This is a genomic window from Parasphingorhabdus sp., from assembly GCF_049667325.1.
GTDB lineage: Bacteria > Pseudomonadota > Alphaproteobacteria > Sphingomonadales > Sphingomonadaceae > Parasphingorhabdus.
On the sequence record NZ_JBATHY010000310.1, the window covers coordinates 1 to 6,544 of the forward strand.

7 protein-coding genes and 1 pseudogene are annotated in these 6,544 nt (G+C 53.9%); 4 read left to right on the forward strand and 4 right to left on the reverse strand.

The features are described 5' to 3' along the window. Nucleotides 1–27 precede the first annotated feature (27 nt). Nucleotides 28–459: a Mov34/MPN/PAD-1 family protein gene (locus WBM93_RS13325; RefSeq protein ID WP_424432351.1), complete on the reverse strand. Its 432-nt coding sequence runs from the start codon at nt 457–459 to the stop codon at nt 28–30. A 16-nt stretch (nt 460–475) separates the two neighbouring features. Between WBM93_RS13325 and WBM93_RS13330 the strand changes: the two genes are divergently transcribed. The 3 genes from WBM93_RS13330 (at nt 476) to mtgA (ending at nt 3,249) form a co-directional block, all read left to right on the forward strand. Then, nucleotides 476–1,429: an RluA family pseudouridine synthase gene (locus tag WBM93_RS13330; RefSeq protein WP_424432357.1), complete on the forward strand. Its 954-nt coding sequence runs from the start codon at nt 476–478 to the stop codon at nt 1,427–1,429. Between the two features lie 76 nt (nt 1,430–1,505). Beyond that, complete coding sequence (gene rpoH / locus WBM93_RS13335) at nt 1,506–2,417, forward strand: RNA polymerase sigma factor RpoH (protein ID WP_424432352.1); 912 nt, start codon at nt 1,506–1,508, stop codon at nt 2,415–2,417. A 166-nt stretch (nt 2,418–2,583) separates the two neighbouring features. Then, nucleotides 2,584–3,249, forward strand: coding sequence for a monofunctional biosynthetic peptidoglycan transglycosylase (gene mtgA / locus WBM93_RS13340; protein WP_424432353.1), 666 nt, complete (start codon nt 2,584–2,586; stop codon nt 3,247–3,249). Between the two features lie 152 nt (nt 3,250–3,401). On the opposite strand, the gene clpX is transcribed toward mtgA, so the two are convergent. Then, a complete protein-coding gene (gene clpX / locus WBM93_RS13345; protein ID WP_424432354.1) occupies nt 3,402–4,673 on the reverse strand; it encodes an ATP-dependent Clp protease ATP-binding subunit ClpX in 1,272 nt (423 codons plus the stop codon). A 138-nt stretch (nt 4,674–4,811) separates the two neighbouring features. Then, nucleotides 4,812–5,456, reverse strand: coding sequence for an ATP-dependent Clp protease proteolytic subunit (locus WBM93_RS13350; protein WP_424432355.1), 645 nt, complete (start codon nt 5,454–5,456; stop codon nt 4,812–4,814). A gap of 146 nt (nt 5,457–5,602) precedes the next feature. Between WBM93_RS13350 and WBM93_RS13355 the strand changes: the two genes are divergently transcribed. Beyond that, nucleotides 5,603–6,214: an ATP-dependent Clp protease proteolytic subunit gene (locus WBM93_RS13355; RefSeq protein ID WP_424432356.1), complete on the forward strand. Its 612-nt coding sequence runs from the start codon at nt 5,603–5,605 to the stop codon at nt 6,212–6,214. 45 nt (nt 6,215–6,259) lie between these two features. On the opposite strand, the pseudogene WBM93_RS13360 reads toward WBM93_RS13355, so the two are convergent. Continuing rightward, a pseudogene (locus WBM93_RS13360) lies at nt 6,260–6,544 on the reverse strand (trigger factor); the annotation flags it as partial.

Here is a 6,544-nt window from a genome sequence, read left to right on the forward strand (position 1 = left end):
TATAAACGCGCCCTTAAACTGTGATTTCTATTCCGCGGCTGTTTGGCCTTTTGCTCCCGAGCAATCAAGCATCATTGCGTCGAAACGGCCATATATTTCGCCATTGGCGACGCTCAGCCATGCAGCAGCGTCCTCGCCATTCATAATCAACCAGACCCTGCCATCCGGGGCGGCGCTTTCGGCATCGGTCACCGAAGGCACTACTGTTCCGTAGGGATGCGAATGATAATAACCAAGAATGGGCGCACGCCCTTCCCGCTGTTCCCGCTCGGCCGCGATCAGTATCGCAGGATCAATCTCGAAATGCCGGCAGGGATCATCAGCAACATTTTTCGCAGCACGATAGCCGCTCACCCGGCCATCGCGACCAAAGAGAATTCCGCAGATTTCCTGACGAGCGGAAACACGGGCAAATTGCTGGAGTTCCGCCAACATCGCGCTTGATATAAAGACTTGCATGGCCCACATCTACGCGATGAACGAGGGGCAATCCACAATATCCGGAACATTGCCGGATTCTCAAAAAAAACAACGTCTCGACGCGGCTTTGACAGAAGCGGTAGAGGGGCTTTCCCGTGAACGGGTCAAATCGCTGATCGCGACCGGAAACCTTTTGATTGACGGGGTTAAATTCACCGACCCGTCGGCCAAGAAACTGAACGGAAAGCCATTTGAGCTGACCATTCCCGAACCGATCGCCGGCCCTGCACTCGCGCAGGATATTCCGCTCGATGTGGTCTTCGAAGACACCCATCTGATCATCATCAACAAGCCGGCGGGCCTCGTCGTTCATCCAGCGGCCGGTCATGCCGACGGGACGCTGGTCAATGCCCTGCTGCACCATTGCAGGGGACAGTTGTCGGGCATTGGTGGCGTGACCAGGCCGGGGATTGTCCACCGGATCGACAAGGATACATCGGGATTAATGGTTGCGGCCAAAACCGACGCCGCGCACCAGGGCCTGAGCGCCCTGTTCGCCAAACATGATATCGAACGACGCTATATGGCGATCGTCAACGGCAGGCCCAATCCGGCTTCCGCGACAATCGAGGGGAGTATCGGCCGGAGCAATGTCAATCGCAAGAAAATGGCGGTTGTCGGCGATGACCGGGGCAAGCTGGCGATGACCCACTATACGGTCAAGGAAATGCTGGACGGTGCCGCTTTGGTGGAATGCACGCTCGAAACGGGACGGACCCATCAAGTCCGGGTCCATATGACCCACATCGGTCATAGTCTCATTGGTGACCCGCTATATGGCACTCGTCGAAAATCTTTGCTTTCCCGGCGAAAAGATATTCAATTTGGACGCCAGGCATTGCATGCTGCTAGCCTTGGATTTGTTCACCCCATAACGGATGAGAAATTGATGTTTTCTATCGGTTTTCCGGACGATATGCAGGAACTATTCATGAAGTTGCGTGTATAGGTAATACACCCTATATACGTTTTTGACCGAAGGGTGCTTGATGAGGCCCGGAGGCACAACATAAGAAGGAACTAAAATGGCTATTGGTAGCAATGTTCCGGCAAAAATCCCTGCCTTAGGGGGGGACGCAAGCCTGAACCGGTATCTCTCGGAAGTCCGTAAATTTCCGCTTTTGACCCCAGAACAAGAATATATGCTGGCGAAACGCTATTCTGAACATAAGGATCAGGAAGCAGCAGCCCAGTTGGTCACCTCGCATCTGCGGCTTGTCGCCAAGATCGCGATGGGTTTCCGCGGCTATGGCCTGCCTGTTTCGGACCTGATTTCCGAAGGCAATGTCGGCCTGATGCAAGGCGTCAAGAAATTCGAACCCGAACGCGGTTTCCGCCTCGCGACCTACGCGATGTGGTGGATACGCGCGTCGATACAGGAATATGTCCTGCGCAGCTGGAGCCTCGTCAAAATGGGCACGACCGCTGCCCAGAAGAAACTGTTCTTCAACCTGCGCCGGATGAAGAATAATCTCGATGCCTTCGAAGATGGCGACCTCTCACCGGAAGACGTCCAGAAAATCTCTACGGATCTCGGCGTTGCCGAACATGAAGTGGTCAATATGAACCGCCGCATGTCGATGGGCGGCGATGCTTCGCTGAACGTCTCGCTTTCGTCGGAAGATGGCGATGGTGGCCAGTGGCAGGACATTCTCGAAGACGACGGCCCGCTGCACGATGAATCGATCGCTGCTGCTCAGGAAGCCGACTTCCGTCACGAAATGCTGACCGAAGCCATGGGTTCATTGAACGAACGCGAACAGCATATATTGGCTGAACGCCGGCTGTCGGAAGATCCCAAGACGCTTGAAGATCTGAGCAAGGTCTACGAAGTCAGTCGCGAACGGATAAGACAGATCGAGGTCCGTGCCTTTGAGAAGCTGCAGAAAGCGATGCTTCGCATTGCCGGAGAGAAGAAGCTGCTCGCAGCGAGTTGATTCTGCCGACTGTCATTCCCGCGAAGGCGGGAACCCAGTACATAAGGGAGCCGCAAAGCGACGTTTCTCATGGACTGGATCCCGGCCTGCGCCGGGATGACGAACAAATTGGAAACGCCCCGAAACATGATTTGTTTTCGGGGCGTTTTGCATTTAGGTTGCCGCGATGCGGGCAATCAAGTTTCTTTTCAAATTTGCTATCTATTTCGTTCTGATCACGGTCGCATGGGTCGGGATTTACGCCATTGTGCCGCCGCCAATTACCGTAACCATGATAATGGATGAAAACGGCATCACCAAGGATTGGGTGGGCTTCAGTGATATTTCTCCGAATATGGTGCGTGCAGTGATTGCAGCCGAGGATGGAAAATTCTGCAGCCACGACGGATTTGATACCGAAGCGATCCAGAAAGCGATCAAACGCAATGCCCAGGGCGGGAGAATCAGGGGTGGATCAACGATATCTCAACAGGTCGCTAAAAACGCGTTTCTCTGGCAAGGCGGCGGCTTTTTCCGCAAGGGACTGGAAGCCTATTTCACATTCCTGATCGAGACAATCTGGAACAAGCAGCGGATCATGGAAGTCTATCTCAATCTGGCCGAGACCGGGATCGGAACCTATGGCGTTCAGGCCGGTTCCCAGCGTTATTTCAACAAAGATGCCAAGGATTTAACCCGTATCGAGGCCGCGCGCATAGCCGCTGCCCTGCCCTTACCCAAGAAACGGGCCGTCAACGGCGCTAGCGGCTTTACCGCACGTTATGGCAATACGATTGCCGCGCGGATCAATGTTGTGCGCAACGAGAAGCTGGATGGGTGTATTTATAAGTGATCGTTCTCCTGCGAAGGCAGGAGTCCATCTCGTGACCGAATAGCGACATGCTATTGGTTTGAATTCGCACAACGGTACCGGCAGGTGCAAATAAGACCTTAGCTCATTTTGGAGATTTCAGGAGATGGACCCCGGCCTTCGCCGGGGCACAATCAAGCCGCGTCTTCTTTTTTCGCTTTGCTGCTCTTGGCAATCACCTTCACCGGATCCTTGGTGCCGGCGACGACATCCTTGTCGATCACGACCTCGTCCACACCCTCGAAATCGGGCAGGTCGAACATGGTATCCAGCAGGATATTCTCGACGATGGAACGCAGTCCGCGCGCACCGGTTTTGCGTTCGATCGCCTTTTTGGCGACCGCGACCAGCGCGTCGTCGGTGAAGGTCAAACCGACATCTTCCAGTTCGAACAATTTGCGATATTGTTTCACCAGCGCGTTTTTGGGTTCCTGAAGGATCGTAACCAGCGCGTCGATATCAAGATCTTCGAGCGTGGCAATGACCGGCAAACGGCCGACAAATTCCGGGATCAGACCGAATTTCAACAGATCCTCGGGCTCGCCCTGGGCCAGAAGTTCGCCAATACGGCGCTCTTCCGGGGCGGCTACATGGGCGCCAAAGCCGATCGATTTGCCTTCGAGACGGTCGCCGATGATCTTTTCGAGACCCGCGAACGCGCCGCCGCAGATGAAGAGGATGTTGGTGGTGTCGACCTGCAGGAATTCCTGCTGCGGATGCTTGCGTCCGCCCTGCGGTGGAACGCTGGCGGTCGTGCCCTCCATGAGCTTCAACAGTGCCTGTTGAACACCTTCACCGGAAACATCACGAGTAATCGATGGATTCTCGGCCTTGCGGCTGATTTTGTCGATTTCGTCAATATAGACAATCCCGCGCTGGGCCTTCTCGACATTATAGTCCGACGATTGAAGCAGCTTGAGGATGATATTTTCAACATCTTCGCCGACATAGCCTGCCTCGGTCAGAGTCGTCGCATCGGCCATGGTGAACGGCACATCAAATGTCTTCGCCAAAGTCTGCGCCAACAGCGTTTTACCGCAGCCAGTGGGGCCAACCAGCAGGATATTGGACTTTGCCAGCTCGATATCGCCGGATTTGGCAGCGTGGTTAAGGCGCTTGTAATGATTGTGAACAGCAACCGAAAGGACGCGTTTCGCGCGTTTCTGCCCGATCACATAATCGTTCAATACGTCGCAGATTTCCTGCGGTGTTGGCACTTCACCATCTTTACGGCCGGTTACGGACCCTTTTGTTTCCTCGCGGATGATGTCATTGCACAGCTCGACGCACTCATCACAGATGAAAACCGTGGGTCCGGCAATCAACTTGCGGACTTCATGCTGGGATTTGCCGCAGAAGGAGCAATATAAAGTGCTCTTCGAATCAGATCCCGTCAATTTAGTCATAAAAAGTCCTTTAAACCGGATAGCCTTGCAATCTAACCGTCAAATTCCAAATTGCCACCGCTTTTTTCACGGCTTTTCTAGCGAATAACCAAGTCTATCAAATAGTGCTTAAATTTCATTTAGGGCGGCGCTAACCGCTTATTTATCATCTTCTTTGGGTACCGGACGCTTGTCGTAGACTTCGTCGACAATGCCAAATGCCTTGGCTTCATCGGCCTCGAGAAACGTATCCCGGTCCATCGCCTTTTCAATCTCGGCGACCGGTTTTCCGGTATATTTGGCATAAAGCTCGTTCATACTCGCACGAATACGCAGGATTTCCTTCGCCTGGATCTCGATATCCGAAGCCATTCCCTGGGCGCCGCCGGATGGTTGATGCACCATGATCCGGGCATTGGTTGTCGCCATCCGCATTCCAGGTTCGCCCGCCGCGAGCAGAAAACTGCCCATCGAAGCCGCCTGACCCACGCAAACCGTACCGACACGCGGCCGGATATACTGCATGGTGTCGTGGATCGCCATGCCAGCGGTCACCACGCCGCCTGGCGAGTTGATATAGAGATAGATATCTTTCTTGGGATTTTCAGATTCCAGAAACAACAATTGCGCCGTGATTATCGAAGCCATCCCGTCTTCGACCTGCCCGGTGACAAAAACGATCCGTTCCCGAAGCAGGCGTGAAAAAATGTCAAAGCTGCGTTCGCCACGGTTGGATTGTTCGATAACAACCGGAACAAGGGCGTCCACAACAGGATTGCGATCGCCAAAATCAAACGGGTTCATGAAATTTCCTTTGTTTACTGAAAGCCTATATCTGGACTCTGCGCCGCGCAATCAACCCCCGATTGCACCAACATGACATTGCGCGCGATATATCCTCGGTCTATGGGGATTTCAAACACCATATCCCTCGTTTTCTGGAGAGCTACATGTCCACATTTTCACCTTCCATTGCACCATTTTACAGCGAAGAGGAAAGCGACACGCCGAATCCGATGGCCCTGATGATGAATAAATTTCTGGAAACGCGCACCGTGCTGATTTTCGGTGGTGTCGACCAGAAACTGGCAGAGCGCGTGACCACGCAAATGCTCTATCTCGATCATATGAGCCATGACCCCATCCGCCTGCTGGTCAATTCCCCCGGTGGCCATGTCGAATCCGGTGATACAATCCATGACCTGATCAACTATATCGAATCGCCTGTCGCGGTAGTCGGCACCGGCTGGGTGGCAAGCATTGCGACGCATATTTTCCTGGGCGTCCCCAAGAAGCAGCGTTTCTGCCTGCCCAACACCCGTTTTCTGATCCATCAGCCATCGGGCGGTGCTGGCGGCAAGGCTTCCGACATTGCTATCCAGGCCGAAGAAATCGTCAAAATGCGCGAGCGGATTGCACAGAAGATAGCCGAGGCAACCGGGCAATCACTTGAGCGCGTGATGAAGGATATCGATCGCGACTATTGGATGTCGACCAAAGAAGCCAAGGCCTATGGTATACTCGGCACGGTCATCGACAAGGCAAGCGAAGTCAGCTTCTGATATTGTCCACCGGGCCGGCTGATCCGGCCCGGCGGAATATCTATGTTATTTCTTGGCAGGCGCCTTATCCGCAGCAGCCTTGGCCGGAGCCTTCTTGGCCGGTGCTTTTTTGGCCGGCGCCTTTTCTGCGTCCGCCTTGGCCGGAGCCTTTTTGGCGGCAGGTTTTTTGGCAGCGGCTTTCTTTGCCGGCGCCTTTTTCTTGGCAGCAGGTTTGGTTTCAGCGTCGTCTTCGGCCTCTATCGCGGTTTCCAGTTCTTCGCGCGTGACTTTGCGGTCGGTTACTTCCGCCTTGTCAAACAGGAAATCGACGACCTTGTCTTCGTACATCGG

Coding starts and splice junctions, on each gene's coding strand:
- rpoH (WP_424432352.1), top strand. CDS start 1,506: ATGGCTATTGGTAGCAATGTTCCGGCAAAAATCCCTGCCTTAGGGGGG.
- mtgA (WP_424432353.1), top strand. CDS start 2,584: ATGCGGGCAATCAAGTTTCTTTTCAAATTTGCTATCTATTTCGTTCTG.
- WBM93_RS13355 (WP_424432356.1), top strand. CDS start 5,603: ATGTCCACATTTTCACCTTCCATTGCACCATTTTACAGCGAAGAGGAA.
- WBM93_RS13350 (WP_424432355.1), bottom strand. CDS start 5,456: ATGAACCCGTTTGATTTTGGCGATCGCAATCCTGTTGTGGACGCCCTT.
- clpX (WP_424432354.1), bottom strand. CDS start 4,673: ATGACTAAATTGACGGGATCTGATTCGAAGAGCACTTTATATTGCTCC.
- WBM93_RS13325 (WP_424432351.1), bottom strand. CDS start 459: ATGCAAGTCTTTATATCAAGCGCGATGTTGGCGGAACTCCAGCAATTT.
- WBM93_RS13330 (WP_424432357.1), top strand. CDS start 476: ATGAACGAGGGGCAATCCACAATATCCGGAACATTGCCGGATTCTCAA.